This window comes from Streptomyces sp. NBC_00122 (genome assembly GCF_045160845.1).
Taxonomy (GTDB): domain Bacteria; phylum Actinomycetota; class Actinomycetes; order Streptomycetales; family Streptomycetaceae; genus Streptomyces.
Genome location: NZ_CP108191.1, coordinates 6801247 through 6827705, shown reverse-complemented (window position 1 = coordinate 6827705; position 26459 = coordinate 6801247). Strand labels below are relative to the sequence as shown.

Annotated in this window: 30 protein-coding genes; 20 read left to right on the top strand and 10 right to left on the bottom strand. The window is 72.3% G+C overall.

Annotated features, from left to right (window positions below):
- Positions 1 to 14: 14 nt before the first annotated feature.
- Both OG737_RS31125 and OG737_RS31120 read right to left on the bottom strand, forming a co-directional pair.
- Positions 15 to 1709: an AAA family ATPase gene (locus OG737_RS31125; protein WP_405922260.1), complete on the bottom strand. Its 1695-nt coding sequence runs from the start codon at positions 1707 to 1709 to the stop codon at positions 15 to 17.
- Between the two features lie 101 nt (positions 1710 to 1810).
- On the bottom strand, positions 1811 to 2344 hold the full coding sequence (locus OG737_RS31120) for an NUDIX domain-containing protein (RefSeq protein WP_328929527.1): 534 nt from the start codon (positions 2342 to 2344) through the stop codon (positions 1811 to 1813).
- 153 nt (positions 2345 to 2497) lie between these two features.
- Between OG737_RS31120 and OG737_RS31115 the strand changes: the two genes are divergently transcribed.
- Positions 2498 to 5050: a discoidin domain-containing protein gene (locus OG737_RS31115; RefSeq protein ID WP_405922259.1), complete on the top strand. Its 2553-nt coding sequence runs from the start codon at positions 2498 to 2500 to the stop codon at positions 5048 to 5050.
- A 61-nt stretch (positions 5051 to 5111) separates the two neighbouring features.
- Here OG737_RS31115 and OG737_RS31110 read toward each other — a convergent pair whose 3' ends face one another.
- Entirely contained in the window at positions 5112 to 5954 is an 843-nt protein-coding gene (locus OG737_RS31110) for a carboxylesterase family protein (RefSeq protein ID WP_405922258.1), read from the bottom strand.
- Between the two features lie 73 nt (positions 5955 to 6027).
- The gene (locus OG737_RS31105) at positions 6028 to 6681 is read right to left on the bottom strand and encodes a maleylpyruvate isomerase family mycothiol-dependent enzyme (protein ID WP_328929525.1); all 654 of its coding nucleotides are present in this window, start codon (positions 6679 to 6681) and stop codon (positions 6028 to 6030) included.
- Positions 6682 to 6753: 72 nt separating this feature from the next.
- Here OG737_RS31105 and OG737_RS31100 point away from each other — a divergent pair, with 72 nt between their 5' ends.
- On the top strand, positions 6754 to 7695 hold the full coding sequence (locus OG737_RS31100) for a LysR family transcriptional regulator (protein WP_405922257.1): 942 nt from the start codon (positions 6754 to 6756) through the stop codon (positions 7693 to 7695).
- A gap of 79 nt (positions 7696 to 7774) precedes the next feature.
- Positions 7775 to 8623 carry an aldo/keto reductase gene (locus OG737_RS31095; protein WP_405922256.1) on the top strand — a complete coding sequence of 283 codons (849 nt, stop codon included), beginning with the start codon at positions 7775 to 7777 and terminating at the stop codon, positions 8621 to 8623.
- 11 nt (positions 8624 to 8634) lie between these two features.
- On the opposite strand, the gene OG737_RS31090 is transcribed toward OG737_RS31095, so the two are convergent.
- Positions 8635 to 10002, bottom strand: a complete 1368-nt coding sequence (locus OG737_RS31090) for a pyridoxal-dependent decarboxylase (protein WP_328929522.1) — start codon at positions 10000 to 10002, stop codon at positions 8635 to 8637.
- Between the two features lie 65 nt (positions 10003 to 10067).
- Here OG737_RS31090 and OG737_RS31085 point away from each other — a divergent pair, with 65 nt between their 5' ends.
- The 5 genes from OG737_RS31085 to OG737_RS31065 all read left to right on the top strand — a co-directional run bounded on the left by OG737_RS31085 (position 10068) and on the right by OG737_RS31065 (position 13496).
- The gene (locus OG737_RS31085) at positions 10068 to 10391 is read left to right on the top strand and encodes a putative quinol monooxygenase (protein WP_328929521.1); all 324 of its coding nucleotides are present in this window, start codon (positions 10068 to 10070) and stop codon (positions 10389 to 10391) included.
- 461 nt (positions 10392 to 10852) lie between these two features.
- Entirely contained in the window at positions 10853 to 11284 is a 432-nt protein-coding gene (locus OG737_RS31080) for a VOC family protein (protein ID WP_328929520.1), read from the top strand.
- Between the two features lie 116 nt (positions 11285 to 11400).
- Positions 11401 to 11949, top strand: a complete 549-nt coding sequence (locus tag OG737_RS31075) for a DM13 domain-containing protein (RefSeq protein WP_405676833.1) — start codon at positions 11401 to 11403, stop codon at positions 11947 to 11949.
- A gap of 66 nt (positions 11950 to 12015) precedes the next feature.
- Positions 12016 to 12348, top strand: a complete 333-nt coding sequence (locus tag OG737_RS31070) for a TfoX/Sxy family protein (protein ID WP_405922255.1) — start codon at positions 12016 to 12018, stop codon at positions 12346 to 12348.
- An 83-nt stretch (positions 12349 to 12431) separates the two neighbouring features.
- Positions 12432 to 13496, top strand: coding sequence for an NAD-dependent epimerase/dehydratase family protein (locus OG737_RS31065; protein WP_405922254.1), 1065 nt, complete (start codon positions 12432 to 12434; stop codon positions 13494 to 13496).
- Positions 13497 to 13600: 104 nt separating this feature from the next.
- On the opposite strand, the gene OG737_RS31060 is transcribed toward OG737_RS31065, so the two are convergent.
- On the bottom strand, positions 13601 to 14716 hold the full coding sequence (locus tag OG737_RS31060; protein ID WP_328929516.1) for a HAMP domain-containing sensor histidine kinase: 1116 nt from the start codon (positions 14714 to 14716) through the stop codon (positions 13601 to 13603).
- A complete protein-coding gene (locus tag OG737_RS31055) occupies positions 14713 to 15441 on the bottom strand; it encodes a response regulator transcription factor (RefSeq protein ID WP_328929515.1) in 729 nt (242 codons plus the stop codon). The genes OG737_RS31060 and OG737_RS31055 overlap by 4 nt, the downstream gene beginning before the upstream one ends.
- Positions 15442 to 15563: 122 nt before the next feature.
- On the opposite strand from OG737_RS31055, the gene OG737_RS31050 reads away from it, so the two are divergent.
- From OG737_RS31050 to OG737_RS31025, 6 genes are read left to right on the top strand one after another with little or no spacing between them, the layout of a single operon-like run.
- A complete protein-coding gene (locus tag OG737_RS31050) occupies positions 15564 to 16247 on the top strand; it encodes a glycosyltransferase family 2 protein (protein ID WP_328929514.1) in 684 nt (227 codons plus the stop codon).
- Entirely contained in the window at positions 16244 to 16915 is a 672-nt protein-coding gene (locus tag OG737_RS31045; RefSeq protein WP_328929513.1) for a DUF2064 domain-containing protein, read from the top strand. Before OG737_RS31050 ends, OG737_RS31045 begins: the two co-directional genes overlap by 4 nt.
- Positions 16912 to 17598 carry a methyltransferase domain-containing protein gene (locus OG737_RS31040; protein ID WP_405922253.1) on the top strand — a complete coding sequence of 229 codons (687 nt, stop codon included), beginning with the start codon at positions 16912 to 16914 and terminating at the stop codon, positions 17596 to 17598. Before OG737_RS31045 ends, OG737_RS31040 begins: the two co-directional genes overlap by 4 nt.
- Positions 17595 to 19010, top strand: coding sequence for a glycosyltransferase 87 family protein (locus OG737_RS31035; protein WP_405922252.1), 1416 nt, complete (start codon positions 17595 to 17597; stop codon positions 19008 to 19010). The genes OG737_RS31040 and OG737_RS31035 overlap by 4 nt, the downstream gene beginning before the upstream one ends.
- 35 nt (positions 19011 to 19045) lie before the next feature.
- Complete coding sequence (locus OG737_RS31030) at positions 19046 to 19492, top strand: SRPBCC domain-containing protein (protein WP_405681296.1); 447 nt, start codon at positions 19046 to 19048, stop codon at positions 19490 to 19492.
- Positions 19489 to 19842, top strand: coding sequence for a metalloregulator ArsR/SmtB family transcription factor (locus OG737_RS31025; RefSeq protein WP_328929510.1), 354 nt, complete (start codon positions 19489 to 19491; stop codon positions 19840 to 19842). Before OG737_RS31030 ends, OG737_RS31025 begins: the two co-directional genes overlap by 4 nt.
- Before the next feature lie 169 nt (positions 19843 to 20011).
- On the opposite strand, the gene OG737_RS31020 is transcribed toward OG737_RS31025, so the two are convergent.
- Positions 20012 to 20539, bottom strand: coding sequence for a DUF5990 family protein (locus OG737_RS31020; protein WP_405922251.1), 528 nt, complete (start codon positions 20537 to 20539; stop codon positions 20012 to 20014).
- On the opposite strand from OG737_RS31020, the gene OG737_RS31015 reads away from it, so the two are divergent.
- The 5 genes from OG737_RS31015 (at position 20423) to OG737_RS30995 (ending at position 23946) form a co-directional block, all read left to right on the top strand.
- A complete protein-coding gene (locus OG737_RS31015) occupies positions 20423 to 20842 on the top strand; it encodes a helix-turn-helix domain-containing protein (RefSeq protein ID WP_405922250.1) in 420 nt (139 codons plus the stop codon). The genes OG737_RS31020 and OG737_RS31015 overlap by 117 nt on opposite strands.
- A gap of 10 nt (positions 20843 to 20852) precedes the next feature.
- On the top strand, positions 20853 to 21269 hold the full coding sequence (locus OG737_RS31010) for a VOC family protein (RefSeq protein WP_328929507.1): 417 nt from the start codon (positions 20853 to 20855) through the stop codon (positions 21267 to 21269).
- Between the two features lie 193 nt (positions 21270 to 21462).
- Complete coding sequence (locus OG737_RS31005) at positions 21463 to 22989, top strand: glutamate synthase subunit beta (RefSeq protein WP_328929506.1); 1527 nt, start codon at positions 21463 to 21465, stop codon at positions 22987 to 22989.
- Between the two features lie 50 nt (positions 22990 to 23039).
- Positions 23040 to 23546 carry an IS5 family transposase gene (locus OG737_RS31000; protein WP_405676839.1) on the top strand — a complete coding sequence of 169 codons (507 nt, stop codon included), beginning with the start codon at positions 23040 to 23042 and terminating at the stop codon, positions 23544 to 23546.
- 10 nt (positions 23547 to 23556) lie between these two features.
- Positions 23557 to 23946, top strand: a complete 390-nt coding sequence (locus OG737_RS30995; RefSeq protein WP_405922249.1) for a transposase — start codon at positions 23557 to 23559, stop codon at positions 23944 to 23946.
- Between the two features lie 44 nt (positions 23947 to 23990).
- Here OG737_RS30995 and OG737_RS30990 read toward each other — a convergent pair whose 3' ends face one another.
- Complete coding sequence (locus OG737_RS30990; protein ID WP_257552399.1) at positions 23991 to 24284, bottom strand: hypothetical protein; 294 nt, start codon at positions 24282 to 24284, stop codon at positions 23991 to 23993.
- A 116-nt stretch (positions 24285 to 24400) separates the two neighbouring features.
- Positions 24401 to 24994 carry a 2'-5' RNA ligase family protein gene (locus OG737_RS30985; protein WP_328929505.1) on the bottom strand — a complete coding sequence of 198 codons (594 nt, stop codon included), beginning with the start codon at positions 24992 to 24994 and terminating at the stop codon, positions 24401 to 24403.
- A gap of 178 nt (positions 24995 to 25172) precedes the next feature.
- Between OG737_RS30985 and OG737_RS30980 the strand changes: the two genes are divergently transcribed.
- Positions 25173 to 26456 (top strand): cation:proton antiporter, encoded by a 1284-nt coding sequence (locus OG737_RS30980; RefSeq protein WP_405922248.1) that lies wholly within the window; start codon positions 25173 to 25175, stop codon positions 26454 to 26456.
- Positions 26457 to 26459: the final 3 nt, after the last annotated feature.

The following is a 26459-nucleotide window of genomic DNA, read 5'->3' as shown; positions in this document are numbered from 1 at the left end:
GCCTCTGACACCGCTCACACCGTCCGCGAAACGCCCTCCGTCAGCTGCTGGTACGCGTCCGTGACGTCGGCCGTGTGCAGCGTGGTGATCTCGTCCTGCGACGGCACCCCGGAGTTGCCGTGGAGGTCGTAGACGCGCAGGTCCCGTACGGCGGCGACCTTCCGCGAGAGCTCACGTGCGAAACGGCCGTTGCCCAGCGTGTCGATCAGCCCGTCGCCGACGGCGAGTTCGCACGAGGCTCGCAGCGCGGCCTCGGCTTCCTCCGTGAGGACATCGCCCTGCGCGGCGAGGAAGGAGTGGGCGATGAGCACGAGTTCGTCCGGGGAGTAGGCGGGGAAGTCCACGCGGGTGGTGAACCGGGACGCGAGTCCCGGGTTGGTGGCCAGCAGCTCCGCGATCTCGTCGGAGTACCCCGCGAGCACGACGACCAGGCGGTGCCGGTCGTCCTCGGCCCGCTTGAGGAGGACCTGGAGGGCTTCCTGGCCGAAGGCGTCACCCCCCGAGTAGCCGGAGTTGGACAGCGCGTACGCCTCGTCGATGAAGAGGACCCCGTCGATGGCGCCGTCGACGGCCTTGCTGGTCTTGATCGCGGTCTCTCCGAGGTGCTGTCCCACCAGATCGACGCGCTGCGCCTCCACGACGTGTCCGCGTTCCAGCAACCCGAGTCCGGCGAAGATCTTTCCGACGATCCGGGCGACTGTCGTCTTGCCGGTGCCCGGCGGCCCCGCGAAGACGAAGTGCTGAGGCGCCGCGGAAGCCGCCAGCCCCTGACTGCGGCGGACGGCCGCCATCCGCAGCTGCGCCGACATGGTGCGCACCTGACGCTTCACCGGGCCCAGGCCCACCATGGCGTCGAGCTCGGCCATCGCCTCGTCCAGGAGCGCCCCTCGGGACTCGTCGGTGAGCGCGGTCTCGCCCGCCGTACTCGCGGAAGGCGCGGGCCCCACCCGGGAGTCGGGGACCGCCTGAGCCGGTACGGAAACGGGCGTCGGCGCCGGGACCACCTTCGCCCGCTGGGCCACGTCGGCGAGGCGTGGGCTGTAGCGGTAGGCGGCCTGGAACTGCTTCAGCCCTTCCACGGCGTCGCCGAGCCCCTCGTGAGCACGCCCACGCAGGTAGGCGACCTCGCCGAGGAACCCGGTCTCGCTTCCCAGAGCCTGCGGCAGCGGTCTGAGTACGTTGAGGGCCTCGTGGAAGACTCCTTGCACGACCAGCGCGGAGGCGACGTAGAGCTGCGACTCGTCGCGCAGGAACCGATCGCCTATTCCCTCGGCGAAGGTCAGGACGAGTGGCCAGTCCTTCTTCAGGAAGGCATACCGCGTACAGACGAACCGGGTCTCGTCACAGTCGAGCGTCGCGGACGACAGCATGCGCCACGCCTCGTCGAGCCGGCCGTCGTCGAGCAGCTTGGCCGCCGACGCGAGCCACAGGTCGCGCGGCCACTCCAGACGGAAGCGTACGTAGCCACCGATCTGGAACTGGGACGCCAACCGGGTCTGGAACTGCGCGCGCAAGGCTCCGAAGGAGCCCTGGTACCGGGTCATGGCCTCCAAGGCCTCGTCCTGGAGCCGACCCGTCGAGTGGAGTCCCAGCCAGGCATCGGCTGCGAGCGGATTGTGTGAGACGGCCGCCTGGAAGGCATGGGCCGCCGCCGTCCGGTCCCCCTGCCTGATCAGCGCGACACCGTGAAGCCACGCTTCCTCACACATCCTCATCGAGCGTCGCGAAACCGACGGCTCCGGCACTGCTGTCTCCTCTTGTCGTGTCTGATGTACGTGCGCGCCGGCGGCGGGCGTGTCGCTGGGAGGCCCTAGCTCCAGCCGTGAAGGGCCACTTGAACCGTGCCGTCCAGGTACGCGCGGAGGGCCCTGTTCGTGGAGGGGACGAAGGCCTCGGGGATGGCCTCGGCGTCGCTCCAGCGGACCTGGGAATGCTTGCCGGGTTCGCGGTTCTCGGGTTCGCCCGTCCATTCGTGGGTGGCGAAGACGACGGTGAGGAAGCCGTTGGGGGATTCGACGCCCCACGCGGCGTGGATGATGTGGGCGACGGTGAGGGACTCCGGCTTCACCACGAGCCCGGTCTCCTCGTACAGCTCGCGCACCGCGGTTCGCGTGATCGGCTCGCCCGGCTCGCTCTTGCCCACGGGGAGGTCCCACAGCCCTTGGCCGAACTTGGCGTTCTCGCCGCGCTGGAGGAGCACGACCCGGTGGGTGGCCCTGTCGTGCACGATGACCGCCGCGACCAGCAGCGTCATCGATTCGAGCGCCGGCGCGAGCGCTGGGGAACGGCGGTCGCCGATGGGCTGGCTCACGGGGTTTCCTTCGTCTGACGGGTTGTTGGGCATGTTAGGCGAGAGTCTCACGGCCGACGCCCCCGGGCGGCCGGGGATCCGCTGGCGACCATGCCGTTTTGCGCCAACTCTCCCGCATTATGGGCGAGTTACTACCGCTCTGACCTATGTTCTACGGGGCATACCAGCTCGCCCCAGGAGGTCAGATTGCAGTCCAGGCGCTTCCTCGCCTCAACCCGCCTGATACGCCGTTCCCACCTGCTCATCGCCTTCGGCATAGGCGCGCTGCTGATCGGCGCGATCCCGTGGCTCGGGATCGCGAGCCCGGCAGTGGCCGGCCGCGTCCCGGCCCCCCGAACCGCACCCGTGCCCTTCGAGCAGCAGCCGGCGACGCAGTCACCGCACCACGGCATCGCCCCGGCGAACGCCATGGAACCCGCGGCTCCCGTTCTCGACCGGACCGGATGGACGGCCACGGCGAGCGACGAGGAGACCGGGGGTGAGAACGGCCGCGCGGCCAACGTGCTCGACGGCAACACCAACACCATCTGGCACAGCAAATGGACGGGCACACCCACCCCCCTGCCGCACAACATCACCATAGACATGCAACGCACGACACTCGTCTCCGCGCTCGTCTACCGCCCCCGTGCCGACGGGGCCAACGGGCGCGTCGGTGAGTACAGCATCAGTCTCAGCGCGGACGGACGGAGCTGGGCGAGCCCGGTCGCTTCCGGCACGCTCGCGGACGACGGCACCGCCAAGACGCTCGGGTTCGCCCCGCAGGGGGCTCGGTTCGTACGGCTGACGGCCCTCACCGAGGCGGGCGGGCGCGGGCCCTGGACCTCCGCCGCCGAGATCAACCTGCTGGGCGACCCCGGCACCCCGGAAGCCACCGTCGACCTGTCCCGGACCGGATGGACGGCCACGGCCAGCGACGAGGAGACCAGTAGCGAGGACGGCCGCGCGGCCAACGTGCTCGACGGCAACACCAACACCATCTGGCACAGCAAATGGACGGGCACACCCACCCCCCTGCCGCACAGCATCACCATAGACATGCACCGCACGACACCCGTCTCCGCACTCGTCTACCACCCCCGCGTGGGCGGAGCCAACGGCCGGGCGGGCGCGTACACCATCACCACCAGCACCGACGGCACCGCCTTCGGCGCGCCGGTCGCCGCCGGCACCTGGCGGGACGACGACACGGTCAAGACCGCCACCTTCACCCGGGCCGAGAGCGCGCGCTTCGTACGTCTGACCGTGACCACCGAGGCCGGCGGCCGCGGTCCGTGGACCTCTGCCGGTGAGATACGCCTGAGCGGACCGGCCAGCCCGGCCGTCCACGGGGCCTGGGACCGGATCACCGGCTTCCCCCTGGTGCCCGTGGCCACCGCCGCCCTGCCGGGCGACAAGCTGCTGGCGTGGTCCGCCTACGCGGTCGACCGCTTCGGCGGCAGCAACGGCTACACCCAGACCGCGATCCTGGACCTGAAGACGGGCAAGGTGACCCAGCGGCGTATCGACAACACCGGCCACGACATGTTCTGTCCGGGCATCGCGATGCTGGCCGACGGCCGGGTGCTGGTCACCGGCGGCAGCAACGCGGAAAAGGCCAGCATCTACGACCCGGCCACCGACGAATGGTCCGCCACCACGAGCATGAACATCGCCCGCGGCTACCAGGCCATGACCCTTCTCTCCACCGGTGAGGCCTTCGTCCTGGGCGGATCCTGGAGCGGGCCCGCGGGCGACAAGGCCGGCGAGGTGTGGTCGCCGGACACCCGTACCTGGCGCAAGCTCCCGGGCGTCTCCGCCACCCCGGCGCTGACGGCCGACCCGGCCGGACCCTACCGCGCCGACAACCACATGTGGCTCCACGCCACTTCGGGCGGCAAAGTACTGCAACTGGGTCCGAGCAAGCAGATGAACTGGATCACGACCAGCGGCACGGGCAGCATCACCCCCGCAGGCCCCCGGGCCGACAGCGGGGACGCCATGACCGGCAACGCCGTCGCCTACGACATCGGCAAGCTCCTCACACTGGGCGGCTCGCCCGCCTACGAGAAGACCCCCGCCACCCGGCGTGCCTACACGGTGAACGTCTCGGGCAGCCAGGTCCAGGCCGCCCGTACGGGCGACATGGAGCACGCCCGCGGTTTCAGCAACAGCGTCGTCCTGCCCGACGGCAAGGTGGCCGTCTTCGGCGGGCAGTCCTATCCGGTGCCGTTCAGCGACGCGACCTCGGTCCTGACCCCCGAGTTGTGGGACCCGTCGACCGGCAGCTTCACACCGCTCGCCACCATGGCCATTCCGCGCAACTACCACAGCGTGGCCAACCTGTTGCCGGACGGGCGGGTCTTCTCCGGCGGCGGGGGCCTGTGCGGTGACTGCGCGACCAACCACCCGGACGGGGCCGTCTTCACGCCGCCGTACCTGCTCAACGCGGACGGCTCGCCGAAGCCGCGTCCCGTCATCACCGGGGGCGTGCCCTCCCGGACCGCCCCCGGAGCGTCCCTCACGGTGAGCACCCAGAGCCCGGTGGCGTCCTTCGTCCTCATGCGGGCCGCGGCCGCCACCCACTCCACGGACAACGACCAGCGCCGGATCCCCCTCGTGTCCACGGCCACGGGAACGGGCGCGTACACGGTGACCGTACCGGCCGACACCGGAGTGGTCCTGCCGGGGAACTACATGCTCTTCGCCCTCGACGCCCAGGGGGTACCGAGCATCGCCCAGTTCGTCACCATCTCCTGACCTCACGGGTGGTGTCCCGGCCCTCGAACCGGCCGGACACCACCCGTCAGGCGGGCCGACGCTACCGGCCGGTCAGCGGCAGCACGGGGATGGTGTGGTTCCGCCAGATCAGGCGGGAGGTCTCCTCCGGATAGGCGGTGACAGCCGCTCGGGCGTCGAAGACCTGCACGAGGCGTCGTCCGGAATCGTACGCGGGCCAGCCGGGGTCGCCGTGAGCGGCGAACGCCGTCCACGCGGCACGCATGCGGGCGGACAGCGCCTCGGCCTCCGGGGACGGGCCGTCGCCGATCAGCAGGGCGGGCTGGCCGCCGTCCAGGTTGCCCAAGACGAGCGGCACGTCGAGACCGCGGCAGGCGCCGAGTACACCGCCCATGCCCGGGGCGGGCCAAGTCAGCTCGTAGACGTGGGCGCGGCCGCCCGCGGCGCGCGTAACGGCGTGCGCCGTCCGGGCCGGGCCGAAGACGTCCAGGGCGCTCGCCGCCTGCTGCGGTGTCACCTGCCCGCGCAGGCCGTCGAGCGCGGTGAGCAGCCGCTGTTCGTCGCGGGTGTGGCCGACGAGGAGTTCGACGTCCCGGCCGGCGCCGTCGGCCAGGGCCCGCCACGGGGTGACCGGCAGGGCGTCACCGTCGACGACCGGTGAGAACGGGATCGACGTGTGCGCGGCCTGCCCCCAGCGTTCCGCCCGCCGGCCCATCGCGGCGCCGACCGCATCACCGGCGGTGGACAGCCGGGCGGGGGCCACCGTGGACAGGCCGGCCACCGTGGGCTTGCGCCCCAGCTCGGCGGCGCAGGCGGCGGCGATGTCGGAGGCGAGCTCCGGCGAGAAGAACGTGCCCTGGACGCTCTGCGCGACGGCGCGGCCGAAGAGTCCGGCCGCACGCGGCATCGCCAGCAGCGCGGCCACCTATCCGGCGCCCGCCGACTGGCCGAAGACCGTGACGCGGGCCGGATCGCCGCCGAAGGCCCGGACCCGCGTATCAGCCCGGCGTGGCCACGAAGCGATCGCGCGGTTCGCCGTGCAGGCGTCCCGGCGGCAGCTTTCGGCCGTATGCGAGCAGGAGGAGGTCCTGTGCGGCGCCGGCCAGCGGCTCTCCGGAGCCGAATGTCCAGTCGAGATCGGTGGCACGGAGTTCGATTCCCTTGAGGTCGGCTCCGAAGAACTTCAAGGTCCTGGCGTTGACGCTCCTCAAGAGGATGCGCACGCGGTCCTCGGGAACCCGGCGGTCGAGGCCCAGGGCGACCGTGATGTCCAGGCCGTGGATCACATCGTGGCCCAGGGCCGCCTCGATCCCGCCGACCGGCGGCTTCCAGGGATGGTCCGCGTTGTCACCGAGGAACGCGGCGAGCTCGCGCGTCGTATGGGCGGCCGCGTCCTTGCGGGCGCATCGATCGGTCATCCGGTGGAGGTTGCCCCGTGCTCTGAGGAGTTCCCGCACCGTGGTGGAGAGGGAGTACCGGAACCCCATCGTCATGTGCGCCGCGACCTCCCGTACCCGCCATCCCCCGCACAGGGTCGGAGCGTCCCAGTCCTGCGCCGGCAATCCGTCGAGCACGGCAGCCAGTTCCCGGCGCTCGGCCGCTATCGCCGCTCTGGTGTCCGCCGCTGATCTCCGGTAGGTCGTGTTCTCCATGTCGTCAAGGATCCCGGCAACCCCTGCCACAGGTCCAAGAGTTTGCACGTCTCGCAGCTAGCATGATCAGTTATGGACATCAGGCAGTTGCGGTATTTCGTCACGGTGGCGGAGGAAGCCAACTTCACCCGTGCCGCCGCCCGCCTGCACCTGGCGCAGCCGGGCGTGAGCGCCCAGGTACGGCAGCTCGAAAGGGAGCTCGGGCAACCGCTGTTGGACCGTTCCGGCCGGTCGGTGACCCTGACCGAGGTGGGCTTGGCCGTACTGCCGTACGCGCGGGCCGCCCTGAGCGCGGTCGAAGCGGTACGGCAGACCGTGGACGAGTTCACGGGGCTGCTGCGTGGCCACGTCACGATCGGCTTCCTCTCGGGAGCCGCCGCCCACACGTTCGACCTGGCTTCCTTCCTGGCCGGCTTCCACCGCGACCACCCCCAGGTCGAGGTCACCCTGACCGAGAACACGTCCGAGCGGATGCTCGCCGCGCTGCATCGCGGCGAGCTCGATGTCGCGGTGGTCGGACTCGCGGACGAGGAACCCCCACCGGGCATCTCGCTCCAGGTCCTGATCGACGAACCCCTGGTCGCCGCCGTCGCCCCGGACGACCCCGGCCTCACGCACACGGGCCGCACGGGCATTCCGTTGGCCGAGCTCCGCGACCGCCCGCTGATCAGCCTGCCGCGCGGCACAGGCACCCGCGGGGTACTCGAGCGCGCTTGCGCGCGGGCCGGGTTCCAGCCCCGTATCGCCTTCGAAGCGGCCGCGCCCCTGTTCCTCGCGCAGCTCGCCGCCCGCGGGCTCGGCGTGGCGGTGGTGCCGGCGCTCCAGGCCCACGAGGCATCAGCCTTCGGGGTGCGCACCCTGGAGATCACCCACCCCCGGCTACGCGGCCGCGTGGCGCTGGCCTGGCGGACGGACGGACCGGCAAGCCCGGCCGCAACGGCCTTCCTGGGCTTGCTCCGCGCGACCCTCACCGCGTCGGGAACCGTCTCGACACATCCCGGGGAGGTGTCGTAGGGCCCGACGGGTGCGGGCCCGGATCATGCTGGACGGAACACGGACCACTGACCTCGCGCGCCACGGCGAAGGAGACTCCATGCAGACCGTCACCCTGAACAACGGTGTCCGGATGCCCGTCCTCGGATTCGGCGTCTACCAGATCCCGCCGGGGCAGACCGAGCAGGCCGTCACCCACGCCCTGGTCGCCGGCTACCGGCTCCTCGACACCGCCGCCGCGTACGGAAACGAGGAGGCCGTCGGCCGCGCCGTCAAAAGCAGCGGCATCCCCCGCGAGGAGCTGTTCATCACCACCAAGGTGTGGATCCAGGACGCCGGCGAGGAGAACGCCCGCCGCGCCTTCGACACGTCGCTGCGCAAGCTCGGTCTCGACTACCTCGACCTGTACCTGATCCACCAGCCCTACGGCGACGTCTACGGCTCCTGGCGCGCCATGGAGGGGCTGAACCGCGAGGGCCGCGCCAAGGCGATCGGTGTCTCCAACTTCTACCCCGACCGGCTCGTCGACCTCATCGACCACAACGAGGTCACGCCCGCGGTCAACCAGATCGAGACCCACCCGTTCTTCCAGCGCACCGCCGACCAGGACCTGATGCGCGGGCGCCGCGTCCAGATCGAGTCCTGGGGGCCGTTCGCCGAGGGCAGGAACAACCTCTTCTCCCACCCCGTCCTCGGTGAGATCGGTGCCCGGCACGGCAAGTCGGTGGCGCAGGTCGTGCTCCGCTGGCTCGTCCAGCGGCAGGTCGTCGTCCTCTCCAAGTCGGTCCGCGCCGAGCGCATGGCGGAGAACATCGACGTCTTCGACTTCGAACTCACCGACGGTCAGATGGCGTCCATCGCCGCCCTGGACACCGGCCGCTCGCTGTTCTTCGACCACTGGGACCCGGCCGCCGTCAGCCAGCTCGGCAACGCCCGCATCCACGACTGACGGCCTCGGCCTCAGGCGCGGAGGGATGCGCGCCTGATCGCGTCGAGTGCGCGCGCCACGTCGTCGTCGGTCGTCGACCAGTTGCTCACCGAGATGCGCATGACGCGCCGACCGTGCCAGGTGGATCCGCTGATCCACGCCGTGCCGTCGTCCAGCAGCCGGGCGAGTACGCGTTCCGTGCGTTCGTCGTTGCCGAACTCGGCGCAAACCTGGGTGAACACCACGTCGTTGAGGACCGTCGCGCCGTCGATCCCGGCGATGCCGGTGGCGAACGCGGAGGCGTGCCGGCACAGACGGTCGACGAGGTCGGCCACACCTGATCGGCCGAGGGACCTGAGTGCGGCCCACACGGTGAAGGCCCGGCCGCGCCGGGAGAGCTCGGGGACCTTGTCGACCGGGTCGCCGTGTTCGTGCTGGATGAGGTAGTCGCCGCGCTGGCCCATCGCCGCCCGGAGCGCGGACGGATCGCGCACGATGGCGAGGCCGCAGTCGTAGGGGACGTTCAGCGTCTTGTGGGCGTCCGTCGCCCAGGAGTCGGCGTCTCGGCAGCCCGCCGTCAGGTGCGCGTACGTCGGGGAAGCGGCCGCCCACAGACCGAAGGCGCCGTCGATGTGCACCCACGCGTCCGCCTCGCGGGCCGCCCTGATCGCCTCGGCGAAGGGATCGAAGGCTCCGGAGTGGATGTCTCCGGCCTGGAGGATCACGATCGTGGGGCGCTGCCCGCCGGCGGCCAGGGCGCGGCGCAGGGCCTCGGGCTCGACGCGTCCTTGATCGTCCGCTTGCACCAGTTCGGGCTCGCCGAGCCCCAGGTAGCGCAGCGCCAGGTCGACGGCCATGTGGCGGTCCTCGCCGGCGATGACGTGTACGTCCGGCCCACGTGCCAGTCCGTCGCGGGCGACGTTCCAGCCGGTGCGTCGCAGCGCCGCGTCGCGTCCGGCGGCGAGGCAGGTGAAGTTCGCCATCGTGGCACCCGTGGCGAAGCCGACGGCGCTGTCGCCCGGCAGGTCGAGCAGATCGAGCAACCACGCGCCGGCGACCTCTTCCGCCGCCGCGTACGCGGGCGAGGCGGCGCGCATCACGCAGTTCTGGTCCCAGGCGCTGACCAGCCAGTCCGCGGCCAGCGCGGCGGGTTCGGTGCCGCCGACCACGAATCCGTAGAAGCGGCCGCTGGGAAACGCGGTGAGCCCCGGCTCACAGGCCGTGGCCAGCAGGTCGACGACATCGGGGGGTGCGCTGGGACCGTCGGGCAGTTCGCCGCCGAGCTCACGCACGATCTCCTCGACCGAAGCGCGGGCGGGAACCCTGCGGTCGGACAGGCTCGCCAGCCAGCGCACGGCATGGCCGTACGCCTGTCGCAGCGCCATCTCGCGCGCGTCCATACCTTGGACTATGGGACAGCCGCCGCCACGACGCAAGCCACACCATTCATGCCTACACTGCTCGAATGATCTTCATCGTGGTGAAATTCGCCGTCAAGCCCGAATACGTGGAGCAGTGGCCCGACAAGGTCGCGGAGTTCACCCGCGCCACCCGCGCCGAGCCCGGCAATCTGTGGTTCGAGTGGTCGCGCAGCCTGGAGGAGCCCGACACCTACGTCCTGGTCGAGGCGTTCCAGGACGGGGCGGCGGAGGCGCACGTCACCTCTGAGCACTTCCGCACCGCCCTGGAAACCATGCGCCCCCTGGTCACCCGTACGCCCGACATCGTCAGCACCACCATCGAGGGCGCCACCGGCTGGAGCCGGATGGGCGAACTGCAGGTCGACTGAGCGCGGCCTGCTCCTCGGCCGACCGCAGACGGGCCAGCAGCGCCGGGTCACCCGTCACCTGGCTGCTGAGGGACAAGAACCCCGGCCGTCGTGGCCGCGGCCACGACGGCGATGGCCGCCCGCCGGGCTCCGACCCGGAATGGGGCCGGCGGCCGGGCGGGGGCGGCGACGGAGCGTTCGGGGTGCTGTACGGGCACGTTGATACCCCCTCAGGAGCGGTTCGGGCGGCCGGACCTGACCGGACGCCGGACGCCGGGTTCCGGGACCAGCATCCGGTCGCACCGGCACCACCGCCCTCCGCCTGCTCCATCCGGCCCCAACTCCTCACGGCCACTGTCGTCCGCGTCGGTCGCCCCGTCGGCCGGGCGTCCGATCAGCGGCCCGAAGGGGGCGTTTCGATGGGGGCGGCGGCGCCCGTCGTGCGCGACGGTGGTCCCCCGGCGTTTCTGAGGAGGCTTTCCATGAAGTGGACGCTCGAAGTCGTGCTGGTCCCCGTCACCGACCTGGACCGGGCGAAGGAGTTCTATGCCGGCTGGCTCGGCTTCACGGTGGACGTCGACGCCGAGGTCTCCCCCGGTGTGCGCGTCATCCAGATGACTCCGCCCGGCTCGCGGTGTTCGATCGCGATGGAACGCGGGTTGCCCCCGGCGCCCGGTACGAAAGCGATGGCGCCGGGCGCGCTGCAAGGCCTTCAACTCTGTGTCACGGACATCGAGGCGGCACGCGCGGAGCTGGTCGAGCGGGGCGTGGACGTCTCCCCGGTCCGCCACGTCGGCGCGTCGGGCTGGATGGACGGCAAGGGCGGGACCTGGAACTCGTTCATGTCCTTCCAGGACCCGGACGGCAACGGCTGGGTGGTCCAGGAGGCCCCGTCGGAGCTGTCGGAACGCTGACGGCTGCGGTCCGGACCGCAGCCGTAAGAACTTCGTCACCAGGGCGGATATGGTGCCCGGATCCCTCGCCGCATTGAATGCAGGTGGTATACGGACAGACCGGCGAGGAAGAGGCTATGACGGTGACAGCGACACAGGCGAAGCGGCGGGGACGGATACGGGCCGGGGCACTGATCGCGGTGGTGGTGCTCGGCGCCGGGCTCTACTGGTTCCAGCCGTGGAAGCTGTGGCAGGACCAGACGGTCAAGGAGACCTTGCCGACCGCCACCGCCACCGCGGCGCCGCGATCCTCCGGACCGGCACCGTCCGGCCCGCAGGTCATCGCCGAGGGCACCCTGATCAGCCACGAGCACGCCACCACCGGGACGGTGAAACTGATCCGGCTGCCCGACGGCTCCCGCACTCTGCGCCTGGAGAACCTCGACACCAGCAATGGTCCCGACCTGCGGGTATGGCTGACCGATGCGCCGGTGAAGGAGGGCACGGCCGGCTGGCGGGTGTTCGACGACGGCAAGTACGTGAGCCTGGGCAAGCTCAAGGGCAACAAGGGCGACCAGAACTACGAGATCCCGGCCGATGTGAACCTGGCCGACTACACCAGCGTCACCATCTGGTGCGACCGCTTCGACGTCTCCTTCGGCGCGGCGGCTCTGACCTCGGCCTGAAGCCGGCCGCACACGGACGAGGGCCTGCGGCGCGCGTGCGACCGCGCGGCGTAGAAGAGTGGGTCCATGACGTTCGACGAGGGACTCGCCCAGCGGATCCGGGAACAGCTGGGCGAGGGGCCTGCGGCACTCACCGAGAAGCGGATGTTCGGCGGCCTCGCCTTCCTGCTGCACGGAAACATGACGGTGGGGGTGGTCGGTGACGAGCTCATCGCCCGCGTGGGTCCGGACCGCACCGCCCAGGCCCTCGCCCGGCCGGAGGCCCGCCCCATGGATTTCACCGGCCGTCCGATGCGGGGCTGGGTGACGGTCGGCGGACCGGCTCTGGCAGAGGACGAGGTCCTGCGCCACTGGATCACGGCGGCGACGGAATTCGCCCGCACGCTCCCGGCCAAGTGACCTCCGGCGCGACCGCATGACGGAAGTCTTACGGGCCGCGTGGGAGACCCCTCGGTCGACGCGGACTGCGTAACGTCCGCGGCATGCGCGTACTCGTCACAGGAGGAGCCGGGTTCATCGGCTCCCACATCGTCACCGCCCTGAAGGGCCGGGGGCACGACCCCCTCGTCCTCGATGCCCTGCTGCCCGCCGCCCATCCCGAGAAACCGCCCCTGCCGGACGCCGAGTTCCTCCGGGCGGACGTACGGGACGCGGACGCCGTGCGGGCCGCGCTGCGCGGGGTGGACGCCGTGTGCCACCAGGCGGCCATGGTCGGGCTCGGCAAGGACTTCGCGGACGCCCCGGCCTACGTCGGCGCCAACGACCTCGGGACGGCGGTGCTGCTGGCGGAGATGGCCGCGGCCGGAGTCCACCAGCTCGTCCTGGCCGGGTCGATGGTGGTGTACGGGGAGGGCCGGTACGAGTGCCCGCGCCACGGGGTGGTGCGGCCCGGGCCCAGGCAAGCGGCGGATCTGACGGCCGGCCGGTTCGAACCCCGCTGCCCCAGCTGCGGAGCCGAGCTCGCACCGGGCCTGGTCGGCGAGGACGCGCCGGCGGATCCGCGCAACGTGTACGCCACGACGAAGCTCGCGCAGGAGCACCTGGCCGCGGCCTGGGCCCGGTGCGTGGACGGCCGGGCGGTGGCCCTGCGGTACCACAACGTGTACGGGCCGGGCATGCCGCGCGACACCCCGTACGCCGGGGTCGCGTCGTTCTTCCGCTCCTCGCTGGCCCGGGGCGAGGCTCCGCAGGTCTTCGAGGACGGCGCGCAGCGGCGGGACTTCGTCCATGTCGGGGACGTGGCCGCGGCGAACGTGGTGGCCTTGGAGGCCGCCTGTGCAGGGCCCGCGGGCACCCTGACCGCGTACAACACGGGAAGCGGGGAACCGCACACGGTCGGGGAGATGGCAGCGGCGCTGGCCTCGGCGCACGGGGGGCCCGCTCCCGTCGTCACGGGCGAGTTCCGCCTCGGCGACGTCCGGCACATCACGGCAGACTCCGGCCGGCTGCGCCGTGAGCTGGGGTGGCGCCCGGCGGTCGGCTTCGCGGAGGGGATGACCGAGTTCGCTCTGGCCGGGCAGCGCGCCTCGGCGGGCGCCGTCCGCTGACGCCCCTCGCCGCTCGCCCCTCGCCCTTCGCCCTTCGCCCTTCGCCCCGGAGGCGAGCCTCGTGACCGGCTCCGGCGGCGTCGGAGCCGGTCGGGCGGAACAGCTCAGGCGGGTGCCGCCACCGGGAGGGTGACCTCGAAGCGGCAGCCGCCCGGGACGTTGCGTACGTGGGTCCGGCCGGCGTGCGCCTCGACGATGCCGCGGACGATCGCCAGACCCAGTCCCGCCCCGGCGGGCGGTGTACGGGCCTCGCTGCCGCGCCAGCCGGTGTCGAAGACCCGCGCGAGATCCTCCTCCGGAATGCCGCCGCAGCCGTCGGTCACGGACAGGACGACCCCGTCCGCCCGGCCCTCCGCCGTGACGGCGACGGTGCCGTCGGCCGGCGTGTGGCGGATTGCGTTGACCAGGAGGTTGGCGATGACCCGGGCCATCTCCTTGCCGTCGACGTCAACCGGTACGGCGGCCACCCCTTCCCCCACCAGCCGCACGCCGTGTTCCCGGGCGAGCGGATCGGCCCCGGAGAGGGCGTCGTCCACGAGGTCGTAGAGCGAGATCCGGCTGGGGTTGAGGCTGAGCGCTCCGGCGTGGATGCGGGAGAGTTCGAAGAGGTCGGTGACCATGGAGTTGAGCCGGTCGACCTCCGTGCGGATCTGCCGGTGGTAGCGGGCGGGGTCGGCGGCCACGCCGTCCTCCAGGGCCTCGGCCATCGCCCGTAGTCCGGCGAGCGGGGTCCGGAGGTCGTGCGAGATCCAGGCGACGAGCTCGCGCCGTGAGGCCTCCAGGGCCTGCTCCCGCTTCCGGGACGCGTCGAGCTTGGCGCTGGTCGCGGCCAGTTCCCGGGAGAGCGCGGCCAGTTCGGCGGTGGCTCCGGTCCGGGGGGCCGCGAACCGGCCACCGTCACCGAAGTCGCGGGCGGCGACGGCCAGTTCGCGGCTGCGGGCGACGACCCAGCGGCCGAGCAGCATGGCGGTGGCCAGTGCGACGACGGCAGCCACGGCCACGACCACGGTGACCACCCACAGGTCGTGCCGGGACAGGAACATCGCCTCGGCGACGGCCAGCGTGCCGGCCAGCATCGCGGTGACCGTGACCGCGGCGACCACGAAGAGGGACACCGCGACCGAACGGTGGCGGACCAGGCGCAGGGCGAGCGCACCGACGAGCCCCGCGCCGCCCGCGCCGCCGAGCGCGAAGAGGGCGATGAGCAGGACGTCCTTCACGACACGGTCTCCTTTTCCCCGGTCTCGAAGCGGTATCCGACGCCCCATACGGTCTGGATCAGCCGGGGCTGGGCGGGGTCGTCCTCGATCTTCGCCCGGAGTCGGCGCACGTGAACGGTGACCGTGGACAGGTCGCCGAAGTCCCAGCCCCACACCTCGCGCATCAGTTCCTCGCGTCCGTGTGCCCGTCCAGGGTGCGACAGGAAGTGGGCGAGGAGGTCGAACTCCCTGAGCGTCAAAGCCAGTTCGCGCCCCTGCTTGGCCGCGCGCCGGGTCGCGGGGTCGAGCACCACGTCGCCCGCCCGGAGGACCTGCCGGGACGGGGCGGGGTCCTGCCGCCGGCTGCCGAGGCTGCGGCGCAGGACGGATTCGACCCGCAGGACGAGTTCCCTCGGGCTGAAGGGTTTGGTGACGTAGTCGTCGGCCCCGAGCTCCAGGCCCGCGATCCGGTCGTCCTCGTCGCCGAGCGCCGTCAGCATGATCACGGGAACCGGAGCTGTCGCCCGCAGCCGCCGGCACACCTCCAGGCCGTCGAGACCGGGCAGCATCAGGTCGAGGAGCACCAGGTCCGGCCACCGGGCGGCGGCACGGCGCAGGGCGTCGGGGCCGTCGGGTGCGTGCTCGACGGTGCAGCCGGCCCGTGCGAGGTAGCCGGAGACGACTTCCGCGACCGTCGGGTCGTCTTCGACCACCAGGACATGGGGGCACGGTTCGGTATGGCTCATGGGTCCAGGGTCGCATCAGCCCGGCGCCGGCAGCGGAGCCAGAGGGCCGGTGAGGGTGACGTCCGCGTTTCGTAAGGAGTGGAAAGCCCTTTTGTGCCGCGCGGATTCCTACGGTGAGTCACGTGACCGTAGATGTTGTACTCCCCTGTCTGAACGAGGCCGAGGCCCTGCCCTGGGTCCTCGCCCGCATCCCGTCCGGCTGGCGGCCGCTCGTCGTGGACAACGGATCCACCGACGGCTCCGCCGCCCTCGCCCGCGAGCTCGGCGCGACCGTGGTCGAGGAGACCCGCCGCGGCTTCGGCGCCGCCTGCCACGCCGGGCTGCTGGCCGCCGAGGCCGACGTGGTCTGCTTCTGCGACTGCGACGCCTCGCTCGACCCCGGCCTCCTCGCCGGTTTCGTCCGGGCGGTGTCGGACGGTGAGGCGGATCTGGTCCTCGGGCGGCGCCGCCCCCAGGGGCGGGGCGCCTGGCCCGCGCACGCCCGGGCCGGAAACCTCGCCCTGTCCCACATGCTGCGCCGGCGCACCGGACTGCGCCTGCGGGACCTCGGGCCGATGCGGGCCGCCCGCCGCGAGGCCCTGCTCGGGCTCGACCTGACCGACCGGCGCAGCGGATATCCGCTCCAGATGGTCGTCCGGGCCGCCGACGCGGGCTGGCGGGTGCGCGAAGTGGACGTCCCGTACCTCCCCCGGTCCGGGAAGTCCAAGGTGACCGGCACCTGGCGGGGCACCTGGCAGGCCGTGCACGACATGCGGCGCGTACTGGCGGAAGCCCCTCGCAAGCCGGCCGCGGACGGTGTCCGGTGACCCCTCCCACGACCACATCCACATCCACGACCGCGCCCTCGACCACCTTGCTCGTCATCGCCAAGGAGCCCGTTCCGGGCCGGGTCAAGACCCGGTTGACCCCGCCGTTCACACCGCGCCAGGCGGCAGCGCTGGCGGCGGCCGCCCTGGCCGACACCCTGTCCGCCGTGGCCGCGGTACCCGCCGCGCGGCGCGTACTCGTACTGGACGGGCGGCCCGGCCCGTGGCTCCCGCCGGGCTTCGAGGTACTGCCGCAGTGCGCGGGCGGCCTGGACGAGCGGCTCGCCGCCGCCTTCGCCTCGTGTACGGGCCCGGCACTCCTCCTCGGCATGGACACGCCCCAGGTGTCCCCCGCCCTCCTCGCGCCCGCCCTCGCCTGGGACGCGTACGACGCCTGGTTCGGCCCCGCCACCGACGGCGGCTTCTGGGCGCTCGGCCTGGCCGAGCCCGACCCGGCCCTGCTGCGCGGGGTGCCGATGTCCCAGCCGTACACGGGTTCCGCGCAGTACGAGCGGCTGCGCGCGGCCGGGCTGCGGATCGGGCACTTGCCGGAGCTGTGCGATGTGGACACCGCCGAGGACGCGCTGCGGGTGGCCGCCGAGGCGCCGGCCGGACGGTTCGCGACGCTCCACGCCGAGCTTGCTTCCACCATCGAGGTGCGTTCGTGACCGCGCCGACCGCCTGGCGGGCGGATCCCTACAACGACGCGCTCCGGTCCGGCCAGGGGCCGCTGTTCCTGCGGCGTGGGGACGGCTGGCTGCTTCCCCTGGAGGTGGAGCGCTGGTGCGAGGCTCCGGACGAGGCCGACTGGTCCGTGCTGCGGCGCTGCCGAGGCGCCGTACTCGACGTCGGCTGCGGCCCCGGCCGGCTGGTGGCGGCCCTCGCGGCCCGTGGGCGCCGGGCGCTGGGCATCGACCTCAGCCCCGAGGCGGTGGCCCGCACCGAGCGGATGGGCGGACCGGCGCTGTGCCGCTCGGTCTTCGACCCCCTGCCCGGGGAAGGCCGCTGGGGCAGCGTGCTGCTGATCGACGGGAACATCGGCATCGGCGGTGATCCGGTCGTGCTGCTGCGCCGGATGGGAGAGGTGACGAGCCCCGGCGGGAAGATCATCGTCGAATGCGCCGTCGCCGATGTGGACGAGCGGTGCGAGGTGCGCGTCGCCGACGGCCGCGGCGCACTGGGCTCCCCGTTCCAGTGGGCCCGGGTCGGGGTCGACGCCCTGTGCGCGTACGCCGAGCGGACCGGCTGGCGGCCGGCGCACCGGTGGAGCGCGGCGGGCCGGCCCTTCGTGGAGCTGGGCCGTCGGTCTTCCCCGCCGTTCTCCCGCGGCGCGGAGATCTGGGCCGCATGAACCACCCTCGCCCCGCCCATCCGGTCCGCGCCACTCTCACCACGGCCGTACTGCTGACGGCACTGACCGCCGTGCTGGTCCCGACGGTGCGCAAGGACGGCTACTTCGCCGACCCCATAGGTCTGACCTGGTGGTACGCGTCATCGTGGGCGCTGTTCGCCGTTGCCGTGGTGAGCCTGCGCAGGGTTCCGGCCCGGGCCGTCATCCCGCTGGTGCTGGCGGGTTCGGCCGCCGTCGCCCTCACCGGGCTGACCGCCGCGCCCCGGACGAGCACCGACTCGTTCCGTTACGCCTGGGACGGGCGGGTCCAGGCCGCCGGGATCTCGCCGTACGACCACTCCCCCGCCGATCCTGCGCTCACGGGGCTGCGTGACGCCTGGCTGTTCCCCGAGGGACCGGCCTGCACGGGGCGGCCCGACCTCGCGCCCGTCACGGCGGGAGTGTGCACCCGCATCAACCGCCCGCAGGTGCACACCATCTATCCCCCGGTCGCCGAGGGGTACTTCCTCCTCGTCCACGCCCTCTCCCCCGACGGCGTACGGCACAAGGCCCTCCAAGTGGGCGGCGTGGCCGTGTCCGTCGGGGTGACGGGCGTTCTGCTGCTGATCCTGCGTCGCCGACGGGGCGATCCGCGCCACGCGGCGTACTGGGCCTGGTGCCCGGCCGTGGCCGTGGAGGCCGTCAACAACGCCCATGTCGACGCCCTCGCGGTGCTCCTGTCGGTCGCCGCCCTCGGGATGGTCAGCCGCCGTCGGGTGGCGGGCGGGGTGCTCTTCGGCTTCGCCGTCGCGGCGAAGCTGCTGCCCGCCGTCCTGCTGCCGGGAGCACTGGCCGGGGTGCGCACGTGGCGGCGCGCGGCCGCCGTGCTGCTGCCCGCCGCGGCGACCGTGGGCCTGCTGTACCTGCCGTACGTACTGGTGTCCCGGTCCTCCGTCCTCGGCTACCTGGGCGGGTACGCCGAAGAGGAGGGGTACGAGGACGCCGGGGCCCACGGCCGGTACGCACTGCTGCGGCTGGTGCTCCCGGACGACTGGGCGCTGCCCGCCGTGGCCGCCGTGATGCTCGCCGTGACCGTCTACGTATGGCGCCGGGGCGACCCCGAACGCCCTTGGAGCGCTGCGCTGTTGGTGACGGGCACGGCCTTCCTCCTGATGACTCCCGGCTACTCCTGGTACGCGCTGCTGCTGATCGCCCTCGTGGCCCTTGACGGCCGCTGGGAGTGGTTCGGCGTCGCGATGGCCGGCGCCGCCGTGTACATCGCCGGGCGCTCACTGGGCCCGGACACCGGCACCGTCGCGTACGCCCTCGCGGGCGCCGCCGTCGTCGCGGGGTGGCTGCTCCGCCGCCGGCGCCCGACGGGCCCAGATGCAACCCTGAGGTTGCACCCGGGGCACCGACGTGCAACCCTGTAGTTGCATTCAATGGGTCACAGCGAAGGAGTCTCCTCATGAGCATGGACCGGATCGAACGCGAAACCCTGATCGCGGCATCCCTGGACCGGGTCTGGTCGCTGGTGGCCGAGCCCGGCTTCTGGGTGGCCGACCAGGGGACCCTGACCGGCAGCACGGCCAGGGAAGGCGAGTCGCTGGTGGCGAAGAACGCCGAGTACGGGAACTTCCCGGTGCGTGTGGAGAAGGTCGAGCCGCAGACCTACCTGGCGTACCGCTGGGCCAGCGCCTTCCCCGGGGAGGAACTGCGCGAGGACAACAGCACGCTCGTGGAGTTCACGCTGACGCCGGAAGGCGACAAGACGCGGCTCCGCGTCGTCGAGAGCGGGTTCGCGGCCCTGGCCGGCCCCGAGGCGCTGCGCGACAAGGCGGTGAAGGACAACACCGGCGGCTGGCCCCAGGTGCTCGACGCGCTCCGGACGCGCGCCGAACAGCCGTCCGCGTGACCGACGGACGCCGCGGCGCCGCCGAGGCGGTCGACGGCGTCCTCGCGGCGCTGGCCGACCCGACACGCCGCCGGCTGCTCGACCTGCTCGCCGCGCAGGGCGAGGCCACCGCGACGACGCTCGCCGAAGGCGTGCCCGTGTCGCGCCAGGCCGTGGTCAAGCACCTCACCGTCCTCGACGCCGCCGGGCTGGTCTCGGGCAGCCGGGTCGGACGCGAGGTGCGGTACGCGGTACGGCCCGCGGCCCTCGACGCGACAGCGCGGTGGATGTCCGCGCTCGCCGCCGACTGGGACAGGCGGCTGGCGCACATCAAGCGCGTCGCCGAGGCCGCGGAGCGGGACGCGGGCTGAGGCACACGCCTCGCGCGCACCTGCCGCTCCCACCACGACGCCGGCCGACGGCCCCGCCGCCGTCAGCCGGCGTCGTGGTGACCGCGGCCGTGACCGCGCTCGCGGTCGACCGCTCAGGACACGGGGGCGTCCGGTTCGGGTCCGGCGGACCATGCGACGCGCGGCGGCCTCAACGGCGGCACACAGGAGCTGCCCCTTGGCGTCGGTCAGGCCGAGCGGGGCGAGCGGGAGTCCGGACCGTACGGCGCTGCGGACGGTGGCCGGGTCCAGGTGAGGCCCCCTGAAGTCGAAGCCCGTGGGGGGTGGTGGCGACGTCGCACTCCAGCGTCCAGGAGACGGCCGAGGCGTCACCCGGCTGCGGACCCAGCAGTTCGCCACGCGGTGACCGGAGTTGGACCGCGACGTGGACATCGGCATAACCGGGGAACCCGGGGCCCGCGGCGCACGTGCGGCCGGGCAGGTCGAAGGCCTCGATGCGGATCTGCACGGGGCCATCATCCCCGGTGCGCCCGCCGTCCGGGGCGGGCAGAACCTTGGCCGATTTCACCGGCGGCGCCCGGCGCTGTGGGATGGTTGTCGTGTGAATCTTGAGGATCTCGTCCGGCTGCGCCGGGCCCGTGACCTGATGGACCGCGAGTACGCGGAGCCGCTCGACGTTCCGGCGCTGGCGCGTTTCGCCCTCATGTCGCCGGGCCATTTCTCCCGCAGCTTCCGCGCGGCCTTCGGGGAGACGCCGTACAGCTACCTGATGACGCGCCGCATCGAGCGGGCCAAGGCGCTGCTCCGGCGGGGGGACCTGACGGTGACGGAAGTCTGCTTCGCCGTCGGCTGTACCTCGCTGGGATCGTTCAGCTCGCGGTTCACCGAGCTGGTCGGCGAGAGTCCGAGCGCGTACCGGGCCCGCCCGCATGACGAGGGCGCCGCCATCCCGGCCTGCATCTCCAAGATCCACACGCGACCGGTCAGGAACGGAGAAGCGAAGGCCGCCCCCCGCCCCTAGCGTGGAGCGCATGGACATCAAGCTTTCGCAGTGCTTCATCGCCGTCGACGACCACGACAAGGCGCTCGCCTTCTACCGGGACGTGCTCGGCCTGGAGGTGCGCAACGACGTCGGGTTCGAGGGGATGCGCTGGGTGACCGTCGGGTCGCCCTCCCAGCCCGATGTGAACATCGTCCTCGAACCGCCCCTCGCGGACCCGAACGCCTCACCCGCCGACAAGCGGGCCATGGCGGAACTGCTGGCGAAGGGCCTGCTGCGCGGCGTCATCTTCTCGACCGAAGACTGCGACGCCACCTTCGAGCGCATCAGCACGGCGGGCGGCGAGGTGCTGCAGGAGCCGGTCGACCAACCGTACGGCGTGCGCGACTGCGCCTTCCGCGACCCCTCCGGCAACCTGCTGCGCTTCACCCAGCCCCGCAAGCAGTGAGCTCGAACGACGTCGACCACCGGCGGCGGATCGGACCGGTGACGGTCCGTAGCCGACGGAGCGCGGAGCGGCGTGGCGATCGAGCGCGTGGCGGCTCCCCTGGGGGCCCTTGCCTGGGCGGCGTAATCTGGTCAGAACATCACATGTAGCCCAGATGGCGCATGCGGTACGGGCTGACCCAGGGAGGCGGCGCGTGACCGATCCGTTCGGCTTCCTCAGGATCCCCCGCAAGCCCGTCCCGGCCCGGCCCGTCGAGGAGCGGCTCGGCGACTGGCGCGAGGTCCACGCGGGGCAGGCGCTGCTCCCCCTCGTCTCGGAGCAGGCGGACCGTTGCATGGACTGCGGCATCCCGTTCTGCCACAGCGGCTGCCCCCTGGGGAACCTCATACCCGAGTGGAACGCGTACGCGGCACACGGCGACTGGCGTGCCGCGTACGAGCGGCTGCACGCGACCAACAACTTCCCCGAGGCCACCGGCCGGCTCTGCCCGGCCCCCTGCGAGGACGCCTGTGTCCTGACGATCAACGCGGATCCGGTGACCATCAAGAACGTCGAGCAGGCGATAGCGGACGAGGGCCTGCGGCGCGGCTACATGGTGCCGCTGCCGCCGGAGCGGCAGAGCGGCAGGTCCGTGGCCGTCATCGGCTCGGGACCGGCCGGACTGGCCGCGGCGCAGCAGCTGACCCGGGCCGGGCACGGCGTCACCGTCCACGAACGGGCCGACCGGATCGGGGGCCTGCTGCGCTACGGCATCCCGGCCTTCAAGATGGAGAAGGCGTACCTGGACCGCCGGATCGAGCAGATGCGGGCCGAGGGCACCACGTTCGTGACGGGCGCGGACATCGGCGGCGCGCCCGGCGTGGCCGGCGCGGTCGGCGCGGCCGAGCTGCGCAGCCGGTACGACGCGGTCGTCGTCGCGGTCGGCGCCGAGGAGCGCAGGGAGCTTCCGGTCCCGGGGCGCGACCTGCGTGGCATCCACCAGGCCATGGACTACCTGACCTTCGCCAACCGGGTGCGGGAGGGCGACTACGCCGTGCCGCCCGTCACCGCCGAGGGCCGGCACGTGGTGATCGTCGGAGGCGGCGACACGGGCTCGGACTGCCTCGGTACGGCCCTGCGGCAGGGCGCGCTCTCCGTGGTCCAGCTCGACATCAATCCGGAACCCGGCCCCGACCGGGCCGACGGCGAGCCGTGGCCGGTGTACCCGAAGGTGTACCGGATCTCCCACGCCCACGAAGAGGCCCGCGGGCGCGAGGGCTCCGACCCGCGGCTGTTCGCCAGCGCCACCCTGCGCTTCGAGGGGGACTCCGCGGGCCGGGTACGGGCGCTGCACCTGACCGCGGTCGAGCCCCGGGCCCGTACGCCCCTCACCGGCACCGAGCGCGTGATCCCGGCCGGTCTGGTCCTGCTCGCCCTGGGCTTCTCCGGCCCCGAGCGGGCGGGCGGCCTGCGCGAGCAGCTGGGACTGGAGCTCGACGACCGCGGCAATTTCGCCCGCGGCGTGGACTTCGCGGCCTCCGGCGGGCGGGGGCGCGGAGTGTTCGTCGCGGGCGACGCCGGCCGGGGCCAGTCGCTGGTGGTGTGGGCCATCGCCGAGGGCCGGGCGGCGGCCGCCTCCGTGGACCGCTACCTGACCGGGTCCACCGCCCTCCCGGCCCCCGTCGCCGCCCACGACCGCCCCATGACGGCGCTGGGACGGCTGCGCTACGGGATCTACTAGGAGCTGTCCGGTCGATCATGTGACCGTCGGTTGATCGGCTCGTTCTGGGCATGGGGTGGGTTGAGCGTGGTGATCTGTCGGATGCGGAGTGGGAACGGCTGCGGCCGTTCCTGCCGGTGAGTAATGGTCGGTGCGGCCGGTGGCGCGATCACCGGCAGGTGATCGACGGGATCCTGCACCGGGTACGGACTGGCATCCAATGGCGGGACCTGCCAGATCGGTTCGGACCATGGAAGACGGTCTACGAGCGCCATCGGCAGTGGTCGGCGGACGGCACCTGGGAACATCTTCTTCAGCAGGTTCAGGCCGCAGCCGATGCAGCGGGTGAGATCGACTGGGACGTGGCGGTGGACTCCACCATCGTGCGCGCACATCAGCATGCGGCTGGCGCCCGAACCGACCCGCCGCCCGCGTCGGCCGCCTCAAAGGGGGACGAAGCGCCAGAACGTCAGAACGAAACGCCGTGGCAGAGCCTGGTCGGCCGCCTGGCGGAGGTGGTGCGGGAGGTGAGGGCCTGGGCCGCTCGCGTGGCGGCTTCACCAGCAAGATCCACCTGAGTGCGGACGGGTGCTGCCGCCCGCGTCCCTGCTCATCACCGCAGGACAGCGGGCAGACTGCACCCAGTTCGTGCCGGTGCTGGAGAAGATCCGCGTTCCGCGCCTCGGCCCGGGCAGGCCCCGCAAGAAGCCCGACAGCGTCGCGGCGGACAAGGCCTACAGCAACGGCCCCTGCCGCGAATATCTGCGACGCCGGGGCATCGGCACACGATCCCGGAGAAGGCCGACAGCCGGGCGGCCCGCTTACGCAAGGGATCGCGAGGCGGACGGCCACCGGCCTTCGACGAGGAGCGGTATAAGAAACGCAACACCGTCGAACGGGCCATCAACAGACTCAAGAACTCCCGGGCCGTTGCGACCCGTTACGACAAGCGCGGCTACATCTTCCTGGGCACCGTGACCGCAGCCTCGCTGGTCATCTGGCTGCGGTCATGACGGCTGAAGCTACTGGCCGGCGCGGCGGTTGAGCCAGGACTTCTCCAGTTCCGACAGCGGTGGCGGTGGCACCGGGCCGGTGTCGTTGTAGAGGGCGATGGGGTCGTTCGGATCGGACCATGAGCCGACCGTCACCAGCCGGTAGACGAACTCGCCGCTGTCTGGAAGCGGAACCGTGATGGTCGCAGGCGCCGGCGGGCCGGGGATGCAGCGGCCGACGTCCTCGCCATAGGGCCCTCCGCCGAAGATGGCGTGCATCCAGCCGCTCGGTGGCCGTCCAGTCAGATCGAATACGTCTTCCATGCCCTCCCCCTCAACTGCCGAGATCGTACGGCAACAGATACTGCAGACGGTCTATCAAGATCGGCCGGACAGCTCCTAAGCGGCCTCGGGGACGTGCCCTACTTCCCCGAGGCCGCTTAGAGCCGACGCACTTCGCCGGTGCCCAGGGTGATCGCGACGCGGGGTCGCATGGGCTCCTCGCCCCGGCGGGAGAGCAGCACGATCTCGTGGACCTGCGCCGACATGGCGCCCAGGCGGGCCTCGCACTCCGGAGCCAGCCGCCGCGGGTCATGGGTGCGCCCGAGTGAGAGGTGTGGTGTGAAGCCCGGGAACCGGCTGCGGCACAGCGGGAACGGCTCCGCCAGGGCGCTCTGGAGCGCCGTCCACGGAGCCAGACCGGCCGCGGCGGGGTCCAGCCACACGGTGGCGTACGCGCGGTGGCGGAAGGCGTGCACTCCGCTGAGGCGGATGGCGAAGGGCTCCCGCTCGGCGGCTGCGGCCGCCAGCAGTGGGGCAGCCGACGCGAAGTCGGCCTCCGGGACGAAGCCGAAGACGAGGTTCACGTGCGGTGGCCAGCGGCGGATCTGGGGGTCGTGTTCGGCTCGGATGCTCTGGATGGGAGGCCACAGCCCTTCCGGCGGGAGCCATACGACAGCGGTCCGGGGTGTGGGAGCGACCTCGAGGAATGCGGGGACGCCGGCTCCGCCGCCGGCTGTCGGGGGGACGTTCACCCGCCCATGATGCCCTTGGCCACCCCGCGAGCCACCGCAACGTCCGCGCGGCGACCGACACGCCCGTTGGGCCGACCGAGCCGAGCTGGGCGCGTTGGGAGCAGGGGTTCCCGTGGCCCGTCGGCCCGAGACGTAGGGTCGGCCTTCGCGTCTGGGACACCCGGTGTGAGGAGTGCGGATGAACGGCTGGGCCGTCGTGATCGCCGGGAGTGTGATCGTCGGCTACGGGGTGCTCTCGCGGCGCCTGTCGACCACGGTGGTCTCAGGACCGTTGGTGTTCATGCTGGTCGGTCTGGGGATCGGCCCGCTGGGCCTGGACCTGTTGGACCGGGCGCGGGATCCCGAGGTCACGCGGACGCTGCTGGAGAGCGCCCTGGTCCTGACGCTGTTCACGGACGCGGCCGGGATCAGGGCCCGGGACCTGCGCCGGGAGGAGTTCCTGCCGCTGCGGCTGCTCGCGGTGGGTCTGCCGGTCACGATGGCTCTGGGGTGGCTCGCCGCCTGGCCCCTGCTGACCGGTCTGAGCGTGTGGGAGCTGGCCCTGGTCGGCATCATCCTGGCGCCGACGGACGCCGCGCTCGGGAAGCAGGCCGTCTCCGACAAGCGGGTGCCGGCCCTGGTCCGCGGCGGCCTGACCGTCGAGTCCGGTCTGAACGACGGTCTGGCGCTTCCGTTCTTCGTGCTGACCCTTGCGGCGGCGGGCGGGGGCCATGGCCATCCGGGCGTTGCCGAGACCTTCCTGCGCGCGCTGCTGCTGAGCGGCGCCATCGGAATCGCGGCGGGCTGGACCGGGGCGAGCCTGTTGCGCTGGTCGCTCGCCCGAGGGTGGAGCAGTTCCGACTGGCGCCAGTTCCTGGCGCTCGCCGTTCCGGTCATCGCGTACGCGCTGTGTGTCCTGACCGAGGGCAGCGGCTTCATCGGCGCGTGGGTCGCCGGCCTGGCCTTCGGCGTCCTTCTGCGCCGGATGCCCACCGACCGGGGCCTGCGTACCGAGGACGGGGATCCCGCGCAGAGCACGAGGTTCACCGAACGCCTCGGGCTGCTGCTCGCCTCGCTGAGCTTCCTCGTCTTCGGCGCGGTCATCCTGGGGCCGGTACTCCAGCACCTGACGTGGCGCATCGTGGTCTACGCGCTGATCAGCCTGACCGTCGCCCGGATGCTGCCGGTCGCTCTCTCGCTGCTCGGCACCGGTCTGCGCCCCGCTTCCGTGGCCTACATCGGCTGGTTCGGTCCGCGCGGTCTGGCCTCCCTCGTGTTCGGCCTGCTGGCCTTCGAAGAGCACCTGCCCGGGGGAGCCTCGCTGGGTGACGCCGTCGCCGTGACCGTGGGCCTGAGCATCCTTCTTCACGGGGCCACGGCTCCCTTCCTGGGGGGCCGCTACGGCGACTGGTTCGCCAGGACACTCCGCGTCGAGCCGGACATGCGGGAGAACGCACTCGCGCACGACGACGCGCCCCGCTGATGC

Bases quoted from the DNA above. Each gene is read 5' to 3' on its own strand.
- OG737_RS31125 (WP_405922260.1), bottom strand. From the start codon at position 1,709: ATGTGTGAGGAAGCGTGGCTTCACGGTGTCGCGCTGATCAGGCAGGGG.
- OG737_RS31120 (WP_328929527.1), bottom strand. From the start codon at position 2,344: ATGCCCAACAACCCGTCAGACGAAGGAAACCCCGTGAGCCAGCCCATC.
- OG737_RS31105 (WP_328929525.1), bottom strand. From the start codon at position 6,681: ATGGAGAACACGACCTACCGGAGATCAGCGGCGGACACCAGAGCGGCG.
- OG737_RS31100 (WP_405922257.1), top strand. From the start codon at position 6,754: ATGGACATCAGGCAGTTGCGGTATTTCGTCACGGTGGCGGAGGAAGCC.
- OG737_RS31095 (WP_405922256.1), top strand. From the start codon at position 7,775: ATGCAGACCGTCACCCTGAACAACGGTGTCCGGATGCCCGTCCTCGGA.
- OG737_RS31090 (WP_328929522.1), bottom strand. From the start codon at position 10,002: ATGGACGCGCGCGAGATGGCGCTGCGACAGGCGTACGGCCATGCCGTG.
- OG737_RS31085 (WP_328929521.1), top strand. From the start codon at position 10,068: ATGATCTTCATCGTGGTGAAATTCGCCGTCAAGCCCGAATACGTGGAG.
- OG737_RS31080 (WP_328929520.1), top strand. From the start codon at position 10,853: ATGAAGTGGACGCTCGAAGTCGTGCTGGTCCCCGTCACCGACCTGGAC.
- OG737_RS31075 (WP_405676833.1), top strand. From the start codon at position 11,401: ATGACGGTGACAGCGACACAGGCGAAGCGGCGGGGACGGATACGGGCC.
- OG737_RS31070 (WP_405922255.1), top strand. From the start codon at position 12,016: ATGACGTTCGACGAGGGACTCGCCCAGCGGATCCGGGAACAGCTGGGC.
- OG737_RS31065 (WP_405922254.1), top strand. From the start codon at position 12,432: ATGCGCGTACTCGTCACAGGAGGAGCCGGGTTCATCGGCTCCCACATC.
- OG737_RS31055 (WP_328929515.1), bottom strand. From the start codon at position 15,441: ATGAGCCATACCGAACCGTGCCCCCATGTCCTGGTGGTCGAAGACGAC.
- OG737_RS31035 (WP_405922252.1), top strand. From the start codon at position 17,595: ATGAACCACCCTCGCCCCGCCCATCCGGTCCGCGCCACTCTCACCACG.
- OG737_RS31030 (WP_405681296.1), top strand. From the start codon at position 19,046: ATGAGCATGGACCGGATCGAACGCGAAACCCTGATCGCGGCATCCCTG.
- OG737_RS31020 (WP_405922251.1), bottom strand. From the start codon at position 20,539: ATGGCCCGGCGACATGAGGGCGAAACGCGCCAGCGCCGGAACGTCGAG.
- OG737_RS31010 (WP_328929507.1), top strand. From the start codon at position 20,853: ATGGACATCAAGCTTTCGCAGTGCTTCATCGCCGTCGACGACCACGAC.
- OG737_RS31000 (WP_405676839.1), top strand. From the start codon at position 23,040: ATGGGGTGGGTTGAGCGTGGTGATCTGTCGGATGCGGAGTGGGAACGG.
- OG737_RS30990 (WP_257552399.1), bottom strand. From the start codon at position 24,284: ATGGAAGACGTATTCGATCTGACTGGACGGCCACCGAGCGGCTGGATG.
- OG737_RS30980 (WP_405922248.1), top strand. From the start codon at position 25,173: ATGAACGGCTGGGCCGTCGTGATCGCCGGGAGTGTGATCGTCGGCTAC.